Origin of the sequence: Bacillus sp. 22475, assembly GCF_052044835.1 — a bacterium.
In the GTDB taxonomy this organism is placed as follows: Bacteria; Bacillota; Bacilli; order Bacillales; family Bacillaceae_G; genus Bacillus_A; species Bacillus_A cereus.
In genome coordinates, this window is record NZ_JBQENW010000028.1 from 16,713 (window position 1) to 39,251 (window position 22,539).

A 22,539-nucleotide genomic window follows, 5' to 3' on the forward strand; every position below is an offset into this window, starting at 1 on the left:
GAGAATATCCTTATTGCCAGCGAATGAAGATGAACATCTTACACAAACATTGGAGGATATTGCGATGAACCAAGATCTGAATTTACAAAGAGCTATGAATAAGTGAAGGCGCTGTTAATATTTGTTATATAATGGAGTCAAACTATTATATAGGTAGTTTTCCTTTTGTGTCTGTTGAAATATGTTGTTTCCCCCTTGCGGTCATTTCGCAAAAAGAACTTGTAGTAATTCCTACAAGTTCTTTTTGTTTTTCTAGTTAAACATGGGCAGTAACTTTCAAATATTATTCCGCTTGAGATGTGTCTTTGATTATTTTCTAAAAATCGATTATAAAATTAAAAATCACCCTGTTTTAACATGAAAAGATTTGGTGGCTGAATTTATTTATATGTACTATCATTCCGTTCGTCCTCATTCCACATTAAATGGACTGACTCCTTACCAATATTCAAAATCGATTGCATATGCTAATTTGTGTTCCAACTTTTGTTGACCAGGTCAATGAATAACTCCAAATAAACTCCAGATAAACCCCTGATTTCTTTAGATAAACTACTGAATATCTTCATATAAACTCTAGATAGCCTATATAGAATACAAGGTATCAAGGAGGTAGAAATAATGAATTTTATAAAACGAGCAATTCTCAGTATGAAACAACGAAAAGGAACAACATTTATTTTGATGGCAGTTTTCTTAATTGTTGTCAATTTAGTATTAGCAGGCTTCACAGTCCAAAACGCAACTCAAAAAGCAGCGGATGCTGCAAGAAAAAAATTGGGGGCAGAGGTTGATCTAGCTCCTGATGTAATGAAGCTACTAGAGAGTGGGCAGGGAGATAAATTTACTCCTCTTACTGACCAATTAGCTGGTAAATTAGCAAAATCAAAGTATGTTAAAAATTATAATTACTTGTTCACAAGTAATGGTACTCCCGATGAATTTAAACATATTGAACCAGCTAATAAAGAGAACAATTCTTCATTTACTAAGATGGCAGGAGAAGGAGACATTCCGACCCTAAGTATATATGGTGTTAGAGAAATGAGTTTACTGGACACATTTAAAAGTGGAGAAAGTAAAATGGTGGATGGCAAACCAATTACAAAGGATGTAGTCGATAAAGATGTTGCTGTTATTGAAAAAAGATTAGCCGCTGAAAACAACTTAAAAGTCGGAGATAAAATTAAAGTAAAAGGAAGTGATTCCAAAACTACACTGGAATACGAGATTATTGGGATTTATGAAACAAGTCGAAAATTGGAAGGGATTTTAGCTAATTTGGGTGACGCTATGTTAGAACCAGCTAACAACATATATACTACCTATAAAGCCGCTCAAAAGAACGCGGGGGGAAAGAACGAGAAGGCAAAAGCAGGTAGTCCTGATGCTACTTCACTTCAAGCGGTATATTCTTTAAAAGACCCATTATTTATTGATGCATTTAAAGAAGAAGCAAAGAAATCAGGTCTTGATTTTGAAGTATTCAAGTTAGATGCACATGACGAAGTATATAAACAAATGGTTGGCCCAATTGAAAACATCGCCTCTACTTCACAAATGATTATCTATATTGTATCTATTGCGGGTGCTATTATCTTAGGATTAATTATTATGTTATCAATTAAAGGGCGTCGTAAGGAAATGGGTATCTTATTGTCCATCGGGGAGAAAAAATGGAAACTAATGGCCCAGTTAGTAGTAGAAGTAGTATGTGTTGCTGTATTAGCGTTTGGATTATCTGTCACAACAGGATCTAAAGTGTCTCAGTTAATAGGAGATAATTTACTCTCTAATGAAATTGCTACAGCAAGCGAAGAAAAAGATGATTCAAAAAATGGGGTATCAATGATAATTGAAGCTAATGGTAAGATGCCAAATGAAAAAGAAGATCCAATTGATAAAATTGATGTAAGCGTAACAGGAGAGGATTTAGGAAAAATGGGGGGAATTGGACTAGCTATTGCAATATTAGCAACGCTTCTTCCTGCATTATCTATTCTACGTTTAAATCCAAAACAAATTCTTTTAAAAGATGAATAAGGAGGTCCAATATGGAGACGATTTTACAATTTAAAAACTTAAATTATTATTATGAAAGTAACGGAAAAAAAGTAACGATACTAGATAATGTTAATTTTTCTTTTCAAAAAGGGCACTTTTACACGATTTTAGGGCCATCTGGATCTGGTAAAACCACAACGCTTAGCTTAGGTTGTGGGCTAGATATACCTAAAAATGGTCATGTACTGTATAAAGGAAAGGACATTCGAAAAATTGGTTTGGATCGATACCGTAATCAATATGTATCCGTGATTTTCCAAGCATATAACTTAATTACTTATATGACTGCTCTTCAAAATGTACTAACAGCCATGGAAATTACAGGTGTGAAGGTACAGAATAAAAAAGCAAGAGCATTAGAATTATTAGAGAAGGTAGGACTTACAGAAGTAGAGGCGAAACGAAATGTCTTGCAACTAAGTGGCGGGCAACAACAACGTGTAGCAATTGCTCGAGCACTATCTTGCAACGTAGATTTACTGATTGCCGATGAACCAACAGGAAATCTTGATGAAGAAACAGCAAATGATATTATTGATTTGTTTCAGGAGCTCGCCCATCAAGAGAATAAATGTGTAATTGTTGTGACGCATTCACAGAAAGTTGCAAAAAAATCGGATCGGGCTGTTTATTTAAGTAAGAAAAAATTAGCAGTAAAAGATGCGCCTAGCATCTAAAAAACAAATTCTATGATTAGAAGAGTTTGCAGGGTATGGAAATCGTGAAAATGATAAAAAACTAGTTAATTATTTTCCGGAAAAATATATGATTAATCTAAAAAGGAATGGAGATAAAAATCTCCATTCCTTTTTAGATAGATAATTTAATCCTTATTTAACAGCCTCTTTTAAAGCTTTCCCAGCTTTAAATGCAGGTACTTTTCCTCCTGGGATATGCATTTCTTCGCCCGTTTGGGGATTGCGCCCAGTACGTGCAGAACGCTCACGTACTTCAAATGTACCAAATCCAATTAACTGTACGGATTCCTCTTTTTGAAGAGATTGTGTAATTTGATCTAGGATAGCTTGTACAGATGCGGTAGCATCTTTTTTAGTAAGTGATGTTTTCTCGGATACTTGGTTAATTAGTTCGGTTTTATTCATTATGAACCTCCATAAAATAATATTTGTTAATTTTATTTTATAGTATAGTATGTTTTCAAGAAAGAGCCAATTCTATATAAATATAATATAAAAAATTGAAGATACTCTTAGAGTTTTGTATGGGGGATTAGGTAATCTATACAATATAAATAGTTAAATAGGGGGATTGTATTGTAGAGAAAATATAGGCAACCCATTTGCATAATTTTAAATTAGAAATAAAAATTAATTAATTGAAGTAGTATCACTTAACTTTGAACTACTCACCACTTAACGTCCTTACGGACTGTTTGAAGTGGGAGATTCCTGCGAACACCGATGTATCCACCGGTTATCTTAGCAGGCTCTACCCGTAGTCCCTACGGTGAGAACATAAGTATCTTGTACGTTGACTCACCACACTCCCTACTTTAGCTTGGTTTTCGCAACTTCGGCAAGCGTGGGGCGAAAGAACGTTGAAGATTTTACGGTTGCAACGTTTTTCTGCAACCAACCTCATATCTTCAGTTTTCGAAGAGCAATCTGTACAAGTAAATGATAACAAACATGTTGGCTTATGCCAACCGACATTCATCTCCCGCTTAAAATTGGTGTTTCACACCTTCACATTTTTGAGGAAGGAGCCTTCTGTCGGAAAACGATAAATTTAAGAGCAAATAGACCCAAACAAAAAAATTCCCACCTTTTAATTAAAAGTGTGTGAATTTCTTGTTTTGGGTGCTTAATAATTTTTAAGTCAATGATTAAACGTCGGAAATTAAGTTATATATTAGACTTCTCAGCAATATTAAACATATATGGCGTAAAGATTAAAAAGAAACCCAATATCACCATCAAAGAATTTAATGAAAATAAAGAAGAGTTGTTAATGAAAGATGATCCAAAAATAATTACAAAAGTCATACCAGTTCCACGCAAAATAGATTTAAAAGAAACAGAATTTGTCATCATTTCAAATGATTTCAATTGCAAATTTTGAATTGATTTAGATACTTTAGTTTTCATGTTCAATCCTTCTTTTTTAAAATAAGGTATATACTATATTCATTGTATTCCTGGGTGTTTTGAAATTCAAATTTTTATATCTAATATTATACAAAGAAAACAGAAGTCTTAAACTAGACGTCTGTTTTCCGAAGTACAATGAATTATGAAATTGGTAATATTTACATAATCCTTAATGTAAATTAATGTAGATTTTTATTTGTTAAGGTATTATGTGACAAAATTATATGAATTCCATATCTGAGATCAAAAGACTTTTGGGGAGAGTCTCTCTCTTATTACTGCATTAAAGTTAGAAATATATTTGTTACATATAATATCATTTTAGAAAAACTTACGAATAATACTTCTCTGTAATCCTAAATAATGCCTATAAGCTTATTTCTCATTAAAGCTTAAACTAACTGCAGTAGCAATAGATTGTCCTGCATGTTCCCAACTACCATCGATAACTTTACCAAGTTGTTGACCGAGTGAATTTAAATCATTTGGATTAACAGGAATTCCGTTATATGCAGCAAGAATTGATAAAAGTGGAGCTACAATTGGTGTCCAGCCTCCTCTATCAATATGGAATTCGAATCCCGTTACCTCACCATCTTTTTTTGTGAATTTATAGTAAAGTTGATCATCTGGACGGAAGCTTAAATGATGAGAGATTTGTCCGTATACATCTTTACCAGCTGCACCTCGATCCACAACTTCAATTTCTTTTACATTAAATTCATGCTCAAATACTTTTATTTTTTTTACTTCGGGGCCATTTAATGCAGCTTGAACAGCCGTTTCTAGATTACTTTGTGCAAACGGTTGAATACTAACTTGTGATTCCTGTTGTTGGATAGGAGCAACTGTCTCAGCAGCAAATACTGATGTTGTAGGTAAGGCCCCTGTAGCTAATGTTGCAGCCAGAGCAGTTGCTGTAATGATTTTCTTCTTCATAATTTTACTTCCTCCTTTTTAATGTATGATAATAAACTATAAATTACTGACAGATAAATTATTTCTATACATAGATAGAAAAACATTATTGTGGGTAATGGAAGTTAGACTGACAGATAATTTATATCATAATAGTATCAATATGCATTTGATTTCTCAATTTTCAGTCAATGTATTCAATACTAACCAATTTTAAGTAAGTTTTAGAAGGTAAATCTCTAATAGCAATCTAGAAACATGGCAATATTAGAGTGAAAATGAAATGATAATCATAAAATATTCAATTAATATCAAAAAAATATAAAAAATTTCACATATATTTTTAGGTTATTTGATTTTATTGTAATGTACAGAATTATAAATGTTTATGCAAATTAAAAATGCAGAATATTAAAGTGATCGTTAAAATTAACGAAATGTTCAAGGTTTCAATCTCAAAATATGAATATTAGTTATATAATTATTTTAAGGGGATAATTCACCCTTCCTCTAATGTTGTTGTTTACAAGTTTATAGTTCCAATGTGTTGAAGCTACGATAAAAAGAACTTGTAATTATATATTACAAGTTCTTTTTGTTTCGATTTTTTTGATAGATACCTTAACTAGTTATGTTTTTCATATTTTATTAAGAGAACGGTAGAATTCTATCGGAAGTATATGTACATTATCGTAAAATAAACAGTAATTTGTATATAACTAAGTGATTCTTAATCGTATTCTAATAACAAAAGGAAAGACCAACTAAAAATATAGTTGGTCTTTCCTTTAAGTTGGTGTAAAAACAAATAAATAAAAGATAGGTGAGAATTAATGCTGCTAAGCAGTATTGATTCTGAATTAACTATAACACACTTCCTAAGAAGTAGTTGTGTCGGTTGATTGAACATTCATCCTTCCTTTTTTATCAAATAAATATATAAAATACATCACTTAATTGATAAGGGATGCATTTTAATCGAGACATAGATCGATGCTCAGTTTAGAAAGTAAATAACGAAATGTTTGAAGTGACAGATACCTGCTAACATCGATGTATCTACCAGCTTTCTTAGTAGGCTTTGTCAGTAGTTCCTACGCTGAGAACTGAAGTATTTTGTGCGTTGACGTAACTTCGATAAGTATGGGGCGATAAAACATATTTTTTTAAATGCCCCTTAAACTAATTATAAATCTTTTTTTGCATATATCTTTAGTGAAATTATCATTGATATAATGCCAATAACTATTGAAATGAGACAAGGCATCCATGCCATGATAATTGATGGGAATGGAAGAGGGAGTGTAAAATTCAGATGGCTCAACTGAATTTCTTTTATAAGAGTAGGAGCTACAAAAGGTGTCAAAAAGACAACAATAAAAGAAATCATTCTTGTTTTATCAAAACCAAATTTAAATTGGAAAGGGAGTAGTATTCCAAACAAAATACTAACAACTAAGAATGTTATTCCGAGAGCGTTTATACTAAGATTCTCGATACCAGATGGTATAATAATTGAAGTTATCATTCTAATAATTGAGGCGCAAAGAAAAACTACCAATAGAAAGAGATATTTTGCTTTTACAAAGGCACTTCTAGTATATGGTGTTGCACAAAGTAGAGTTGCTCCTTTGTATTGGTCTTCGAACTTGGATATTGTACCAAACAAAATATGCTCCATAAAAACTACTGTTAAAAGAAAACCAATAAGTCCACCATCGTTGAGTTGTAACTGAGTAGAAAGATAGATTGGTGCAATAGCTGCGAAAACGAGTAAAATAGAAAAATATCTTTTTACTAATAGTATGTCTTTTACAACAAGATTAATTAGCATAGTTGTTTCCTCCAATATAAGAAAGCATTATATCTTTTATAGTTGGTCTTTCCATCAAAACACCAGGCATAAGCCGGCACACATCATCTATTTTATGAGTAATCCCTTCAAATCCATATTTAGTTTGACTCAAATTCAAAAAGAGTTTTTCTGTTTGATTATTAATCAATTGATTATCACCTTTTACTAATGCATGTGTTTCCACTAGTGCATCTTTTTCTTCATCAATTAATATTTGACCATCATCTATCAAAATAATCATGTCTGCTATTTTATCTAGATCTGAGGTAATATGAGTAGAAAAAAAGACACTCTTTCCTGGTTCTTTCATAAAATCTAGAAGTATGTCTATTAGTTCACTTCGAACCAATGGATCAAGTCCACTTGTGGGTTCATCCATTATTAATAAATCTGCGTGGTGGGATAAAGCTAGAGCAACTGCAAATTTCATTCGCATTCCTTTGGAGAGGGTAGAAATTTTTGTCCTAGATTTAAATTAAATCGTTTAATATACTTTAAAAAAACCTGCTCATCCCATTCAGTATAGGAAGGGGCGATTACATTCTTCATTTCTTTTAATGTTAATTCATCGTAAAAGTACCCTTCGTCTAACACGACACCAATTTTATTTTTGGATTTTCGTTCTTGTTTATCTATATCCTTTTCTAAAAAATTAATTTTACCCGAATCTTTGAGTATAAGCCCGAGGATAGCTTTAATAGTAGTAGTTTTCCCAGAACCATTAGTACCAATAAAACCAGTTATACAGTCCTGGTTAAGTGAAAATGTCACGTCTTTTAATGAAAAATTCTCATAAGCTTTGTTTAGATTCTTCACTTCTAACACTGCATTCATTCTTCATTTTCCTCCTTTAAGATTAAATCTAACATCGAATAGAGTTCCTCATTATGGATTCCAATACTTCGAGCCATTTTGCACACTTCTGTCAATTTTACTTCAACCATATGACGCTTAGATTCCATTAATAATTCCAAGTTTGTAGATGCTACATAAGTACCTTTTCCAACCCTGGTAACGATAAAACCTTCGGATTCTAGTTCCGCATAAACTCTTTTTGTGGTTAACATACTTACATGTAAATCATTAGCCAATACACGGATTGATGGTAATTGTTCACCTTCCGTCAATTCATTATTAAATATAGAATCTTTAATTTGTTCCTTTATTTGTTGATATAAAGGTTGATTTGATGCATTATTTAAAATAATTTTCATTTAAATACCTCTCCATCGACAAGTGTGACTGTCTATGATGCACACTATACACACCATACACAGTTAAGATTATAAGTTATTGAAAATGGTTTAACAAGTTATCTTGTTATAAAGTTCACAAAATTTTCATTTTAGAAAAATCTATAACGAAATCCTCATATAAATTTCTTACTTTTTTAATTAATATAATGCTAAAATCTTAAGTTTTAGATACTGGGGCAGAGGGGCTTAAATGGTGGAATTATATTAATGACTTGTGAGACATATGAAAAGGAGTAATAAATATGTAAAAATGGGGGTTAAGGATAGATGAAAACAAGCTATTGCTTCATTGCTGAAGTTGCTAGCTTGTTTTCATCTATAAAACTTTGTTTTTTAAAATATTTCTAGTGAACCTTTCAAGAATGACAGGAATTGAAAAATAGAGATAAGATAATTGATGTGTAAAATAAAAGAGAAGAAATAAGATAACTATTGCTAATAGCCTAATCACTCTAAAAATAAATAGAATTTTTTTTGCTTGCATAAATATCCTCCTCTAAAACCTTAAATTCATTTTTAAACCAGTAGCATTTTTTACTGTTTTTCTATTGTTATTAATCGTGCCAATTAATTATTAGATATTTCTCCCATCAAGAAAGTATAGTTTGCTGTTTATCAAGTTAAGCTTTCATTTTAATTAAGTTATGTCTAATAATATTAAGCTTTATTTATATATCCTCTGAATGAACTTTTTATATATTTTTTTGGATATAAATCATTAATCATTGCGTATGGGCTTCCATTCCAGTATCTTACTACAGGTGTCCATAGTCTATGGTTTTTAAGCCACTGCATTGTGTATTGCTGTAATAATTGATTATCTGTCAGCTTTTCTTTTTCTTCAATTGTCCACCGTAATGCATCTAGAGCTTTTTCTCTCGTCCAAAAACCACTAGGTGTCATCTTAAATTCCCATTCTTTAAATTGATTTGGATATAAATCATTAATCATTGCATATGGACTATCATTCCAATATAATTGACAGGCTCCACGCAATCCTGATTGGGCTAACCATTTATTTTCGTATATATTCTTCAATTGATCCAGATTTAATTTTTCTTTTTCTTCAATTGTCCATTTTAGTGCTTGTAATGTTTTTTCTTTCGTCCAAAACTTATTAGGAGCCTTATTAAATTCCCATTCTTTAAATCGATTTGGATATAAATCATTAATCATCGCATACGGGCTTCCATTCCAAATCACCCTTAGAGGTGCACTTAGTCGATGTTCAATTAACCATTTTTGCCCATAAATTTGTAAGAGTTTTTGTGGTGGTAATTTCTCCTCTTCTTCAATTAACCATTTTAATAATTGTAGGGCCTTTTCTTTCGTCCAAAAATTTAATGGTGTCATTCTAAATTCCCATTCTTTAAATTGATTCGGATATAAATCATTAATCATCGCATATGGACTATTATTATATTTGTGTTTCAATACACCACGTAATCGATACTTTGCAATCAATTTGTTATTCCAATTCTGTTTTATCTCTTCTTCATTCCAATTCAAAATTTTTGTTACTAAATACTTTGTTACTCTTCTGGCCAATTGATTATTTCTATCTAATTTCCAAGTGTTTGGTGGAAATCTATTTCTTTTTCCATCTAATATCTCCTGATAGATGTCCTCTATAGTATTAGTGTTCGTCTGCATCTTAAGACCTTCTTTTAATTGTATATATAGTTAAATAGATTTTGATGTTAGGACTTTCGTCCGAACTATTAAAAATGTAAACTCTGTCTTAACTTAGAAAATATGATGCTTAATCAAATCATAGTAATGTAAAATAAGAATTACCTATAGAAAATATACAGTCTAGGGCAAATGAAAGAATAGATTTGTAAAATATAATTTTCAATTCATAAAAGACATCAATCTGAAAAGAAAGATGTCTTTTATTTAATAGTATTACGGTTTATTTAATTACTTTCCATAAAGCTAATGAGAAAATCCAATTTGGATCACCGTATCCTTGATAACTTTGAACTGCTTCATAAATTTTACCTTGATGTTCTACTCTATCTCCTTTTTTATATGCAGCATACGAATCCCATGCCTTATACTCAGAAGAGGGGGTATCTTTTGTTGTGATTTTGATTTCATTACTCGCAACTGAAACTTTTCCTTGAGTATCTATAGCTTTTACCATATATCTATATTCTGTACTAGAAAGTAAATTTTCATCTGTATAGTAAGTTGAAGGACTTGTAGCTATTTTTGTACCGTTACGATAAATCTCATATTCTTTTATACCAACATTACTTATGGATTCTTCCCATATTAAATGAACACTGTTTGTAGTAGTTTCTGATGCTTGTAATCCTGTTGGAGCTGTTGGAGCTATTTGTTCTGGATTCTCTTCCTTTGTTGTAACTGAAACTTCATTGCTACTTTTTGACTTATTTCCTGCTGCATCTGTAGCTTTAATTGTATAATTATATTTTGTATTGGCTTGTAATCCCGCATCTTCATAACGTGTTGTTTTTGTTGTTCCTACTTTTTTTCCATCACGATAAACTTCATATTCTTTCACACCAATATTATCTGTGGAAGCCTCCCACTGTAGCTCAACAGTTGTTGTTGTTTTACTAACAGAACGTAGGTTAGAAGGAGCAGTTGGAGCGATTACGTCAATTTCAGTACTACTATTAAAAGCAGAAAATAGTTTAGAAAAGGCACCGTCGTCTACATCGGGTAATCCAGAAGCATCTCCAGTTGCCTGACCGATTTGCCAACTTTCAGTAGCTTTTTTATCACGATACACTGACCACATACTAATTTCCCCAATACCTTTTTCTTTGGCAAATTGGAACAATTCTTTTGCATTATTTAATGTGAAAGTTTCATTTTGAGTATCGTTTTTTCCTATCATAGGTGTAACAGCAATCATTTTCCAAATGTCAGAATCTTTAATAGTACCTTTATATAAATTAGTTAATTGTCCATGCAAGCTATTAATAGCATCTATTGCAGCTTGTCCCATTTGTTGGTTTTGTTGCCCGTAATCCATAGTCATAATATTAACTGAATTTAAATCTACATCATGTTTTATAGCACTTTGAATTACATTTAGTCCATCATTAGTTAGGCCATATGGCATTACTGGTAAGGTATAACCAATTTTTACATCTTTACCTTCAGCTTTTAATTCCTTTTGTAATAACGCAATTGCTTTTGATCTTCTTTCGATAGATTCTGGGTGAGCAACTAAGACGCCTTCAATATCAAAATCAATGTGTGTTAAATGTAATGTGTTAATTACACTTTTATAAGCATCTTTTAATTTATTCACATCTGTAATAGCTGCGGCAAGATCTGCACCTAATCCAGGGATATTACCAGCATTTGCTCCACCAAAAGATACTTTAACATCTCCACCTATTTTTCTAATTTGTTTAATTTGATCATCTAAGTTACCATCTCCAATAGGGGTATGACTTCCTCCCCATACTGGATTTCCATTTTTATCAGCCACTATAAAGGAAAGCGTGAAGAAACTAGTATTTGTTTCTTGGGCATATTTTAATAGATTTTGAGGATTCATGCCGTTATCTACATATGGTGCAAAAACATGAGTTGGCCAAGTGATTCCTTCACCAAATAAATCATTTGGATCGCTATTGTCAGGTATATATTCTGAACCAGTATATAATTCCCAACCGCTAAATTGTTGGGTAGGTAGTGTACCTGCATTTACCCAATATACAGAATGATAAATCTTACCTTCATATGTAACGTAAGATTCACCTGGATAATCTTTATTTTTATTCCAAAATGGCGCTACTTGTTGTTGAGATTTCGCTATATTTTCTTGAGCGTAGGCAAACGGTTGGCTAATGGCTTGGGATGTAGGAATGATCATAGTTAATGCAACGGCTGTTTTTGCTAGAGTACAAAATGGATGTTTCTTTCTAATCATAATAATATCTCCTCACTTATAATTTATAATTTAAAAAAGAAATTATATTTGGCATTATTAAAATTCTTTTAATATATATTTTGAAGAATTATTGCCGTAACTCCCGATACTGATACTTTTATACGTGATGATTACCCTCATTTAGTAGGATAACAACTTACAAAAAATGAAACAAATTAGAGGGAAATATAATTATATTGATTCAAAAATAGTATATTTCTTCTCATAAACTACAGGAAATCGAATTAAAATCTTATAAATATATACCATTTTTATAAGATGGGAATTAATAGTGAGCTAGAAGTAATATAAATGTACACAAAAGTGTCGATTCTAATAATCTAGTTTGGTTAAAAATTTTTATCTTAAGTAGAAGACTAACTACTATTTTGACTGAATCTAAACAATTTGTTGTATTTTTTAGTAATAAAATGAGATTATTCTTTTTAGGTTTTCTAAAATTGTCTTACTTTAGTTGAGTAGGTAAACTGGAAACACCATAAATTAAGTCCTTTACTTCTCCTATATTTTTTATGAATTATATCTTTTTAGTATTCTCATAAAAACTATAGGATGTTTGAAAAATTGACACATAGATTTTTTGTTTTTATATGTTAAGATGGTGTTGCTAACCTATTGTTTATAATAAAAACAGCTTATTTTATTATCGAAAGTATAGGACTAGAAAAAACCTCATAAAGAGGTTTTTTTTATTTCTATATTTATCTTTGGTGTGAAAATTCAGTTACAAAATTAATTTTGACATAATGCTATGATTCATTTAAATATTTCGTGCTCTTATATGTTGGATGAAGCCTTCAGATTATTTCATGATATATACAATTTTAATACTTATTTAGTTTTTAATATATGGTATTGTAATTTTGCTAAATTCTTAAAAGGACACATACAAAATTAAATAATGTGTAATATACACTTAATTAATTTTCGGTATTGTAATTTTGAACTAATTTTTTTAATTTATACTCAGTAGCATAAGCATCAGCAGCTATAATTGCATCAAAAACCATTTCTGGTGAAATTTCAAATGGCATGTTATGTATAGTTTCACCATCTTGACAGGCAGCTTCAGCCACTTTCATCAATTCTTCTTTACTTGCATCACCTAGGTTCAGATCTTCAAGTGTAGTAGGTAAGCCAAGCTTGATACAGAAATCAATGTAGTTATATAGTTCTTCAGTTGTCCAAGATTCCAATGCCATTTGTACTAATGTGCCAAATGCAACCTTTTCTCCATGCATCAAATCATGAGTCTTATCATGTAAAACAGTAAAACCATTATGGATAGCATGAGCTGCAGCTAACCCCACACTTTCAAATCCAAGGCCACTAAGCAAGGTGTTTGCCTCTATTACGGCTTCAACTGCTGGAGTAACAGTTTTTTGTTTAACTGCTAAAAGAGCAGCTTCTCCATATTGAAATAAGGTATCCCAGCAGAGTTCTGCAATCTTAGCAGCCGCTAAGGTAGATAGTCCACCAGCCATAGCGGGTTTTCGGGATTCTAAATTTGCTCTAGCTTCAATCCATGTAGCCATTCCGTCTCCAATCCCAGCAGCTAAAAATCTGGATGGAGCTTGTGCAATGACTTGGGAATCTACTAAAATAATATCCGGATTTTTTAAATAAAATTTGTATTTTTCAAATACTCCATCATCAGAGTAAATAACAGAAAGGGAACTGGTTGGTGCATCTGTTGAGGCAATAGTGGGAACGCTTACAACTTTGGCCGAAAGAATTTCTCCTACCGCTTTTGCTGTGTCTACTGATTTACCACCACCAATACCAATGATTACATCAGCACCAAATTCTTTTCCTATTTTCTCAATTCTTGCAATTTCATTTTCAGAACTTTCACCATTAAAACCGACTTTTTCAAAGCTTAGATTTTGTTTATGAAAGCTTTCCATAACTTTTTCACCAACAAGATGCCAAACACATTCATCTACAATAACTAATAAATTGGTTCCTAGAGGTTTTACATACTCTCCAATTTTTTTAATTACATTTCTTCCCTGAATATATTTTTGCGGGCTAATTAGGATACGTTCCATGATAATCACTCCTTGATTTTTTTGTAAGTAAGCTGAAAATCTAGCCTTGAATCTAATGTTATCAAAATTCTGAGTACAGAATTATGAATATTTTATGTATATTTTTCGTCTGTTATATGACGGATTAAAAAGTAGTGTTATGATTATCAAAAATCAAATACTATTTTTTAAGAAAGATGAAATGGGAAAAATAGTATTAAAAACCTATATTATCAGGTTTTGTATAAATAATCTTATTATATAATAGTTAGAGTTTTAATAATGAAAATAAAAATACATAAAATTCACTGTTTGAATTTTATGTATTTTTATGCATGTATTATTATGAAATAGGTTCTTGTGATACAAAAGATTGAAATTAATATTCATATTACAAATGGTCCACATGCTCGAGCTGTAGCTACACTTATAGCAAAATTGAGCGGAATACTTTTAACGATGAATCTATTCATGAAACATAATCATTATTAGACCAATTGACTCTTGAAAAGAAAAGAATAAAGTATTTAGAATTTGAATTGTCGAAATATAAAAAACTAAACAACTCTTTTCCAGACATTATTATTTATAGTGACACTTTAATGAAGACGCTCTTTGTTGCGAATAAAGTGGCAGAATTAGATTCTACGATTCTTATTACTGGAGAGAGTGAAACAGGAAAAGAACTTATAGGCGAAGGTATCCATAAAGCTGTTTTCAGAAAGGATAAGTCGTTTATTCTAGTAAATTGTACGGCTATCCCCCCTAATTTAATTGAAAGTGAGCTATTTGAGCATGAAAAAGGAGTATTCACTGGAGCACTTCACATGAGGAAAGGGAAATTTGAGCAAGCAAACATTGGAACAATCTTTTTAGATGAAATTGGAGGCTTAAAGCTAAATGTCCAAGTGAAATCATTATAGGTTTTTATAATAAAAGGGAATTGTAGGAGGGGATAAAATTATAAAATTAAATGTTAGGGTACTAGCGGCGACTAATGGAAAGGAATAGATGCCATGAAAAAATTTATTAATAATCCAGAAAAAGTAGTTAGGGATATGATTGACGGAATGTTGTTTGCACATTCTGATAAACTACAAAATATGGCTGAAACAAATATAATTATTCGAGCTAATAGTCCATTTCAAGGAAAAGTGGCAATTGTCAGCGGAGGTGGGAGTGGTCATGAACCAGCGCATATAGGATTTGTTGGTAAAGGAATGCTTGATGCTGCTGTAATGGGCGAAATTTTTACTTCTCCTACACCAGACCAGATTTTGAAAGCGATTCAAAAGGTGGATGCTGGAAGTGGGGTTTTATTAATTGTAAAAAACTACTCAGGAGACATAATGAATTTTGAAATGGCTGCTGAAATGGCTGAAGCACAGGGAATCCCAATTGCTACAGTCATTGTTAATGATGATATTGCTATTGATAATGGTTCACACACCATAAGAAGAGGAATTTCTGGAACAATATTTGTACATAAAATAGCTGGAGCAATGGCTGAGAAAGGTGCATCGCTTAAAGAAGTTGAAGATGTTGCAAATAAAGTGATTGCTAATATGCGTAGTATGGGAATGGCATTAACAACGTGTACTATACCTGGATCTGGTACAGTCGGTTATAAAATTGGTGAAAATGAAGTAGAGGTTGGTATAGGCATTCACGGTGAACCTGGAACTCATCGTATTAGTATGATAGCAGCTAATGAAATGGCTGAACTCCTTTTAGAGCATATTTTAAGTGATATGCAATTGAAAATTGGTGACAAAGTTGCAGTAATGGTAAACGGCTTAGGTGGAACGCCGTTAATGGAATTATATATTTTAAATAAAATGATTAACATAATATTAAACAAAATTGGTATCGATATCTGTAAAACATATGTTGGGGAATACATGACAGCGATTGATATGGCCGGTTTTTCTATTACTTTATTAAAACTAGATGAACAATTAACTGCTTTGCTTAATGATCCAGCAAATACGACTAACTGGCGTGTACAATAGGAGGGCCAACATGTATATTACACCAAGACATATCATCAATTGGATGCAACTCACTGCAAAACAACTTGAGTATCAAAAAAAAAATCTAACGCAACTTGATCAATTTATAGGTGATGGAGATCATGGTATTAATATGAATAGAGGGTTTAAAGAGGTTGAAAAAAAGATATCATATACAGCTTATGATGATATTGGAAATGTATTTCATGATATTGGAATGATACTTATTTCAAAGGTTGGAGGTGCATCAGGGCCTTTATATGGAACAGCCTTTTTGAGGGCTGGTAGTGTTTTAAAAGGGAAAAATAAAATTACAATCAATGAATTGGGGATTGCTTTTCAAGAATCTGTAGATGGCATCTGTCTAAGAGGAAAAACTCAGATAGGAGATAAAACAATGCTTGATGTTTGGGATCCTGTTTTGAAGTATATCCAAAGAAATGGAGAAAAAATAAAACCTATTGGTCTTATCATTTTTGCAAGAGAACAAATGGAAAAAACTAAGCCATTATTAGCTAAAAAAGGGCGTGCTTCTTTTCTAGGAGAAAGGTCTATTGGTCATTTAGATCCAGGAGCAGTCTCATCTTTTATTATCTTTGAAACTCTATGTTTATCTCTTATAGGTGAAAAAGAAATTGTTAATGAACTTAGGGAGCAATTGTGATGAGTAATGCAGGAATAGCTTTAGTTTCTAATGGTTATCTACTAGTTAAGAGATTTAAAAACCTTACTCGTCCAATTAAGTTCTAGTGTTTTAATAGTTTCTGCAGGAGGAGTAGATAACGATGAAGTAGGTAGAAGCGTTAGATAAATTCAAGAGGCTATTTATAATGAATGAGTTGTAATTGTATTTCTAAATTTGGGAGGCGCTCTAATTAAGAGTGATTAAATCAAAATAGCAGATTCACCATTAATAGAGGGTCCTACGTAGCAGTTGTTGAATTAGGGATTGGCAAAATATTAGAAGAAATATATAAGATTTAAGGCTGTACTTGAAGCGAAAACCATTATAAAAATATAAAAGGAGCTAATCTTATGAGAATCGAAAGAAAATTAATTGTAACTCGTAAGGATGGAATTCATGCAAAATCAGCAAGTGAAATTGTAGATGGCTTAAGGGATTATGATTGTTCGGTGCAGTTTATATTTAAAGATAAAAAAGTTAATGCAAAAAGTACTCTTCAACTAATCGATTTAGCAGTAAAAAGAGGAGCAGAAATACATGTAATTCTTGATGGGAAAGATGCTGATGATGCCCTTGTGTTTATACAATGGTTTTTGAAATAACAAAGGGGGTCATAAATATGTCTCCATTTATGGGGGAATTAATTGGAACCTTGGTTCTTATTTTATTAGGGAACGGCGTTGTAGCAGGTACTTTGCTGAAAAAATCCAAAGCACAAAATTCCGGATGGGTTGCAATTACTCTTGGCTGGGGATTAGCAGTTACATTCGCTATATATATAGTAGATAACATAAGTGGTGCGCATTTGAATCCTGCAGTTACAATTGCTTTTGCTTGTATAGGTGTATTTCCTTGGAGTGAAGTTCCTTCCTATATTGGTGCACAGTTGATTGGGGCTTTTTTAGGTTCAATATTTGTCTGGCTCCAGTATTTTCCGCATTGGAAAGAGACTAAAAATCAAGAAATTATATTGTCGGTGTTTTCTACAAGCCCTGCAATAAAAAGTTGGCCGTCTAATTTGTTAAGTGAAATTATTGGCACTGCAGTATTTGTATTTTCAATTTTAGCTATGAGTCATAATAAAGTTACAGATGGACTACTTCCAATAATAATAGGAGGGTTAATAGTATCTATAGGTTTATCTCTTGGTGGAACAACTGGATTTGCTTTAAATCCAGCTCGAGATTTTGGCCCAAGACTAGCACATCAAATCTTACCAATTTGTAATAAAGGCTCTTCGGATTGGGGATACGCATGGATTCCCATAATTGGTAGTACCATAGGAGGAATCATAGGAGCTATATGTTTTCAATTGATTTATTAAGCAATTAATATATTAAACTTCAATTAGAAATTAATTAGTTAACCACGTTTACTATCGATCATATAATGCAAAGGGGTATTTAAGTAAAAAATGTATGCTAAAAAAATCACTATATATTTTTTATAATGTGGAATTGTTTTATTCATAAAATGTTCAATTTATATCCATTGTGAAAAAATTCACAATGGATATAATGAATATATAACCATTGTAGAGGATGGGCGATATAAATCATCTTATCAGATAGAACGGCAATGTTTTTAGTAAGTGGAATCGATTTCATTATACGAATAACAGTGCTTTTCTTTATTTGGGAAAAGGATAAATATGTATAGTCTGTCATTCAAATGAACTTTTGGTGAGTAACATATGCGTAATTAAAAACTTACATGGTATTTTTATCATTCGAAAGAACTTTAAATTGATTTCTGTCATGTTCGTTTGCATTGATAATCATGTTTTTCGAGATAAACGCTTTCCTTATCAATGAGGCAATTCGCAAGTGGAGTTTTACTCCTATTTTGGTTTGACGCAACTCAGTCTATTTATAGTTGATTAGGTTTAGAGTAAGTGTATTTGAAACAACGATTTTCAACGGTATGTTCTTTCTATATTTTGAAAGCGTTTTCTTGTAGTGGGTTATTTTATAAGATTAGGAACCTTTTACCTAAGAAATTATGTGTTTTAAGTAATGATTTGAAAAATGATGAATTGGAAATTCACAAACTCATTTTTAGTAGTAAACAAAATTTTATAAAAGAAGTGAGATTTAAATAGCCTAGGAGGTGGTTTTCTCAAGGATAGGAAAAGTTGGTTTTTAATAGTTAAAGATTGATGAAATGAAGAAGAAAAGTTGTGTTGATTGCGTCAATTCAGAAAAAATTAGGATGAAATATTTAGGAGGTAGAGAGATGGTAGGGATTATCCTAGCAAGCCATGGCCAATTTGCTGAAGGTATTTTACAATCTGGCGCAATGATTTTTGGAGAGCAAGAGAACGTTAAGGCTGTTACCTTAATGCCAAATGAAGGGCCAGACGATTTGAGAGCAAAAATGGAAGCAGCAGTTGCATCTTTTGATAATCAAGATGAGGTATTATTTTTAGTCGATCTATGGGGCGGTACTCCATTCAATCAAGCTAATGGCTTATATGAAGAACACAAAGACAATTGGGCAATCGTTGCTGGTTTGAACTTACCAATGGTGATTGAAGCTTATGCATCCCGTTTATCAATTACGTCTGCTCAAGAGATCGCAGCACATATCATTAAAACAGCGAAGGAAGGGGTCAGAATTAAACCTGAAGAGCTGGAACCCAAAGAAAATACTGATATCGCAGTTGCTAAAGATGGAAAATCAAAAGGCAGACTAGCTCCCGGTACAGTAGTTGGTGATGGGAAAATCAAGTTCGTTTTAGTCCGTGTGGATTCTCGTTTATTGCATGGTCAGGTAGCGACTGCCTGGACAAAGTCTACACAACCAAATCGTATTATCGTAGTTTCAGATGCAGTGTCTAAAGACGATCTTCGTAAAAAATTAATCGAACAGGCAGCACCACCAGGGGTTAAGGCCAATGTTATTCCAATCAGCAAAATGATTGAAGTTGAAAAAGATCCCCGTTTTGGTAATACTAATGCACTGGTATTATTTGAAAACCCACTAGATGTCCTGAGAGTTATAGAGGGTGGTGTGGATATTAAAGAAGTTAACGTTGGTTCTATGGCTCATTCAACTGGAAAGGTTGTTGTTAATAAGGTTCTTTCTATGGGAAGAGAAGATGTTGAGGCCTTCGAGAAAATGAAAGCAAAAGGCATTCATTTTGATGTACGTAAAGTACCTAATGATTCTCGTGCAAACATGGATGATATTCTAAAAAAAGCGAAGGTTGAATTATCGTAGTTACATAGCAAATTTAAATGAAATGGGGGATCATAATGTCTACTATAGAAATAATTTTAGTGATACTAATTGCATTTCTAGCCGGTATGGAAGGAATATTAGATGAATTTCAATTCCATCAACCACTAGTGGCATGTACACTAATCGGTTTAGTAACAGGTAACCTGGAGGCTGGTATTGTTCTTGGCGGTACACTTCAAATGATTGCACTTGGATGGGCAAATATTGGAGCAGCCGTAGCGCCAGATGCTGCATTGGCATCAGTTGCATCAGCGATTATTTTAGTATTAGGCGGACAAGGTGTTAGCGGTGTTGCATCAGCAATTGCAGTAGCGGTACCACTTGCAGTAGCAGGACTTTTCTTAACAATGATTGTTCGTACACTTGCTGTTCCTATTGTACACATGATGGATACGGCAGCTGAAGAAGGAAATATAAAAAAAATTGAAGTGTTACACATCGCTGCGGTGTGTTTACAAGGTATCCGAATTGCAATTCCTGCCGGAGCACTTTTATTTATCCCTGCACAAAGCGTTCAAGGATTCTTGGAATCAATGCCCGCATGGTTAACTGATGGAATGGCTATTGGTGGCGGAATGGTTGTTGCTGTTGGTTATGCATTAGTTATTAATATGATGGCAACAAAAGAAGTATGGCCATTCTTCATTATTGGTTTCGTAATAGCTGCGATTTCTCAATTAACACTTATTGCTCTTGGTGCATTGGGTGTGGCTTTAGCTCTTATTTATTTGAGTCTTTCTAAAATGGGTGGTTCTTCAAATGGTGGTGGAGGTAACTCTGGTGACCCGCTTGACGATATCTTAAACGATTATTAATTCAGGAGGAGGAGAAGACAAATGGCAGAAAAAATTCAATTAACAAAAAGAGATCGTTTAGCCGTTGCATGGCGATCTACATTTATTCAGGGCTCTTGGAACTATGAACGTATGCAAAATGGTGGTTGGGCCTTCTCGATGATTCCAGCGATTAAAAAGTTATATAAATCAAAAGAAGATCGAAAAGCAGCATTAAAACGTCACTTGGAATTCTTCAATACACATCCTTATATTGCTTCACCAATTCTAGGAGTTACATTAGCACTTGAAGAAGAACGTGCTAATGGTGCAGAAGTTGATGATGTGGCAATTCAGGGGGTTAAAGTTGGGATGATGGGTCCTTTGGCCGGTGTTGGTGATCCGGTATTCTGGTTTACTTTACGTCCGATGTTAGGTGCTTTAGGAGCATCATTAGCAATGGGGGGGAATATCCTTGGGCCAATCCTTTTCTTCTTAGCTTGGAATCTGGTTCGTTGGGGATTTATGTGGTATACACAAGAGTTTGGTTATAAAGCCGGTTCTAAAATCACTGATGATCTTTCAGGTGGATTATTACAAGATATTACAAAAGGTGCATCAATCCTTGGTATGTTTGTACTTGCAGCCTTGGTGGAACGATGGGTATCAATTAAATTCAAGCCAGTTGTATCTGAAGTTCAGTTAGATAAAGGTGCGTATGTTGAGTGGGACAAACTTCCTGGAAATGGTGAAGGGATTCGTCAATCTTTTGAACAAGTAAACTCAGGAATGGCACTGTCACCTACGAAAGTAACTACCTTGCAAGATAACTTAGATCAATTGATTCCTGGTTTAGCTGCATTACTTCTGACATTCTTCTGCATGTGGTTGTTGAAGAAAAAAGTCAGCCCAATTGTTATTATTCTTTCATTATTCGTAGTTGGGGTAGTTGGTCACGTAATCGGACTTTTATAATTTAAGTTGCTCGCGTTTTCAATTCTTAAGATTTATTATTTAGGAATTGTTGAGATTGAGGTGTAGATTAGTAGCCTGTGAATCGATAATAGTTCGTATAAAAAAGTGGCTGGGGATTATCGTTTCAGCCACTTTTTATATTGATTTAATTGTTTGAAGTTACGAATTATAAATAGGATAAATGAAATGGAGTGGATATAATGGTTCAATCAATTAATACAAAGGTAGATTTAGTAATAGATGCTACCGCTTTTACGGGACTTACGGACTATGGGAAAATTATGATTGGTGATAAAGGGTTTGAATTTTATAATTCTCGTGATACGCGTAAATTTATTCAAATTCCGTGGGAGGAGGTAGATTACGTTATAGCTTCTGTAATGTTTAAGGGGAAATGGATTCCACGTTATGCTATTGAAACCAAGAGAAATGGAATCTTCACCTTTTCTTCTAAGGAACCTAAGAGAGTTCTTCGGGCTATACGAGAATATGTAGATCCAGGTCATATGGCACAATCTCTAAGTTTCTATGATGTTATTAAACGTGGTCTTAAATCGCTAGGTAAAAAAAAATAATAAAATGAAAAGAAGGGGTGTATTTTTTATATAGGAGCTAACATGGTTTTGGTGTAAAAATAGATTAACTGATTATGCTCCTTTTTAGAGTCATACTATCAG

At 32.7% G+C, this 22,539-nt stretch carries 19 protein-coding genes and 2 pseudogenes; 13 read left to right on the top strand and 8 right to left on the bottom strand.

Features of this window, described 5'->3' with window-relative positions; all coding sequences use genetic code 11:
* Window positions 1-10: 10 nt before the first annotated feature.
* From ACTJJY_RS26575 to ACTJJY_RS26585, 3 genes and pseudogenes are all read left to right on the top strand, one after another.
* A pseudogene (locus ACTJJY_RS26575) lies at window positions 11-103 on the top strand (Rpn family recombination-promoting nuclease/putative transposase); the annotation flags it as partial.
* Between the two features lie 518 nt (window positions 104-621).
* Window positions 622-2,043, top strand: a complete 1,422-nt coding sequence (locus ACTJJY_RS26580; RefSeq protein WP_440607004.1) for an ABC transporter permease — start codon at window positions 622-624, stop codon at window positions 2,041-2,043.
* 11 nt (window positions 2,044-2,054) lie between these two features.
* Window positions 2,055-2,741: an ABC transporter ATP-binding protein gene (locus ACTJJY_RS26585; RefSeq protein WP_214632158.1), complete on the top strand. Its 687-nt coding sequence runs from the start codon at window positions 2,055-2,057 to the stop codon at window positions 2,739-2,741.
* A 153-nt stretch (window positions 2,742-2,894) separates the two neighbouring features.
* Here ACTJJY_RS26585 and ACTJJY_RS26590 read toward each other — a convergent pair whose 3' ends face one another.
* Window positions 2,895-3,167, bottom strand: a complete 273-nt coding sequence (locus tag ACTJJY_RS26590) for an HU family DNA-binding protein (RefSeq protein ID WP_016083288.1) — start codon at window positions 3,165-3,167, stop codon at window positions 2,895-2,897.
* 739 nt (window positions 3,168-3,906) lie between these two features.
* Between ACTJJY_RS26590 and ACTJJY_RS26595 the strand changes: the two genes are divergently transcribed.
* On the top strand, window positions 3,907-4,146 hold the full coding sequence (locus ACTJJY_RS26595; protein WP_153218587.1) for a hypothetical protein: 240 nt from the start codon (window positions 3,907-3,909) through the stop codon (window positions 4,144-4,146).
* 404 nt (window positions 4,147-4,550) lie between these two features.
* On the opposite strand, the gene ACTJJY_RS26600 is transcribed toward ACTJJY_RS26595, so the two are convergent.
* From ACTJJY_RS26600 to ACTJJY_RS26630, 7 genes and pseudogenes are all read right to left on the bottom strand, one after another.
* Complete coding sequence (locus ACTJJY_RS26600; RefSeq protein ID WP_000726947.1) at window positions 4,551-5,114, bottom strand: hypothetical protein; 564 nt, start codon at window positions 5,112-5,114, stop codon at window positions 4,551-4,553.
* 1,165 nt (window positions 5,115-6,279) lie between these two features.
* Complete coding sequence (locus ACTJJY_RS26605; RefSeq protein WP_088346418.1) at window positions 6,280-6,927, bottom strand: ABC-2 transporter permease; 648 nt, start codon at window positions 6,925-6,927, stop codon at window positions 6,280-6,282.
* Window positions 6,917-7,782: pseudogene (locus ACTJJY_RS26610) on the bottom strand (ABC transporter ATP-binding protein). Before ACTJJY_RS26610 ends, ACTJJY_RS26605 begins: the two are co-directional and overlap by 11 nt.
* Window positions 7,779-8,162: a GntR family transcriptional regulator gene (locus ACTJJY_RS26615; RefSeq protein WP_000691660.1), complete on the bottom strand. Its 384-nt coding sequence runs from the start codon at window positions 8,160-8,162 to the stop codon at window positions 7,779-7,781. Before ACTJJY_RS26615 ends, ACTJJY_RS26610 begins: the two are co-directional and overlap by 4 nt.
* A 699-nt stretch (window positions 8,163-8,861) precedes the next feature.
* Entirely contained in the window at window positions 8,862-9,857 is a 996-nt protein-coding gene (locus ACTJJY_RS26620; protein WP_440607005.1) for a DUF4046 domain-containing protein, read from the bottom strand.
* 262 nt (window positions 9,858-10,119) lie between these two features.
* A complete protein-coding gene (locus ACTJJY_RS26625) occupies window positions 10,120-12,123 on the bottom strand; it encodes a fibronectin type III domain-containing protein (RefSeq protein ID WP_440607006.1) in 2,004 nt (667 codons plus the stop codon).
* A gap of 941 nt (window positions 12,124-13,064) precedes the next feature.
* Complete coding sequence (locus ACTJJY_RS26630) at window positions 13,065-14,195, bottom strand: glycerol dehydrogenase (protein WP_440607007.1); 1,131 nt, start codon at window positions 14,193-14,195, stop codon at window positions 13,065-13,067.
* A gap of 476 nt (window positions 14,196-14,671) precedes the next feature.
* Here ACTJJY_RS26630 and ACTJJY_RS26635 point away from each other — a divergent pair, with 476 nt between their 5' ends.
* The 9 genes from ACTJJY_RS26635 to ACTJJY_RS26675 all read left to right on the top strand — a co-directional run bounded on the left by ACTJJY_RS26635 (window position 14,672) and on the right by ACTJJY_RS26675 (window position 22,437).
* On the top strand, window positions 14,672-15,097 hold the full coding sequence (locus ACTJJY_RS26635; RefSeq protein WP_440607008.1) for a sigma 54-interacting transcriptional regulator: 426 nt from the start codon (window positions 14,672-14,674) through the stop codon (window positions 15,095-15,097).
* Window positions 15,098-15,190: 93 nt separating this feature from the next.
* Window positions 15,191-16,186: a dihydroxyacetone kinase subunit DhaK gene (gene dhaK / locus ACTJJY_RS26640; RefSeq protein ID WP_440607009.1), complete on the top strand. Its 996-nt coding sequence runs from the start codon at window positions 15,191-15,193 to the stop codon at window positions 16,184-16,186.
* A 10-nt stretch (window positions 16,187-16,196) separates the two neighbouring features.
* Complete coding sequence (dhaL, locus tag ACTJJY_RS26645; RefSeq protein WP_086401855.1) at window positions 16,197-16,850, top strand: dihydroxyacetone kinase subunit DhaL; 654 nt, start codon at window positions 16,197-16,199, stop codon at window positions 16,848-16,850.
* Between the two features lie 371 nt (window positions 16,851-17,221).
* Window positions 17,222-17,473, top strand: coding sequence for an HPr family phosphocarrier protein (locus ACTJJY_RS26650; protein WP_001217720.1), 252 nt, complete (start codon window positions 17,222-17,224; stop codon window positions 17,471-17,473).
* 17 nt (window positions 17,474-17,490) lie between these two features.
* On the top strand, window positions 17,491-18,195 hold the full coding sequence (locus tag ACTJJY_RS26655; protein ID WP_440607010.1) for an MIP/aquaporin family protein: 705 nt from the start codon (window positions 17,491-17,493) through the stop codon (window positions 18,193-18,195).
* Window positions 18,196-19,106: 911 nt separating this feature from the next.
* Entirely contained in the window at window positions 19,107-20,093 is a 987-nt protein-coding gene (locus ACTJJY_RS26660; RefSeq protein ID WP_149287572.1) for a mannose/fructose/sorbose PTS transporter subunit IIA, read from the top strand.
* Between the two features lie 35 nt (window positions 20,094-20,128).
* On the top strand, window positions 20,129-20,929 hold the full coding sequence (locus ACTJJY_RS26665; protein WP_000103758.1) for a PTS mannose/fructose/sorbose transporter subunit IIC: 801 nt from the start codon (window positions 20,129-20,131) through the stop codon (window positions 20,927-20,929).
* A gap of 21 nt (window positions 20,930-20,950) precedes the next feature.
* The gene (locus tag ACTJJY_RS26670) at window positions 20,951-21,862 is read left to right on the top strand and encodes a PTS system mannose/fructose/sorbose family transporter subunit IID (RefSeq protein WP_000818327.1); all 912 of its coding nucleotides are present in this window, start codon (window positions 20,951-20,953) and stop codon (window positions 21,860-21,862) included.
* Between the two features lie 200 nt (window positions 21,863-22,062).
* Window positions 22,063-22,437, top strand: coding sequence for a DUF956 family protein (locus ACTJJY_RS26675; RefSeq protein ID WP_098212102.1), 375 nt, complete (start codon window positions 22,063-22,065; stop codon window positions 22,435-22,437).
* Window positions 22,438-22,539 lie beyond the last annotated feature (102 nt).